Genomic DNA, 234 nt, shown 5'->3' with positions numbered 1-234 from the left:
GCACCAGGGGCACTACCAATAAAAAAGAGCAGTGCGCTTTGAATATCCACTTTTTTCTGTTTGAGGTAGGTAATCGACGACGAAAGCGCCGTTACTGCAATCACCAATAATGACGTTGCCGTAGCGACCTGTGGAGACATAGAGCCAGGCATGTACATATTGACTAGAAATAACAGCGCAGGGACAAAAAATATGCCTCCGCCAAGCCCTGCAATACTGCCAATGACCCCTGCG

1 protein-coding gene is annotated in these 234 nt (G+C 48.3%); it reads right to left on the bottom strand.

Annotated features, from left to right (window positions below):
* The coding region (locus SB773_RS34760; protein WP_410595117.1) for a TSUP family transporter at positions 1–234 on the bottom strand (234 nt) is incomplete at both ends.

Source organism: Bacillus sp. SIMBA_074 (genome assembly GCF_046534555.1).
Classification (GTDB): domain Bacteria; phylum Bacillota; class Bacilli; order Bacillales; family Bacillaceae_G; genus Bacillus_A; species Bacillus_A mycoides.
This window is presented reverse-complemented; position numbering and strand designations above follow the sequence as displayed.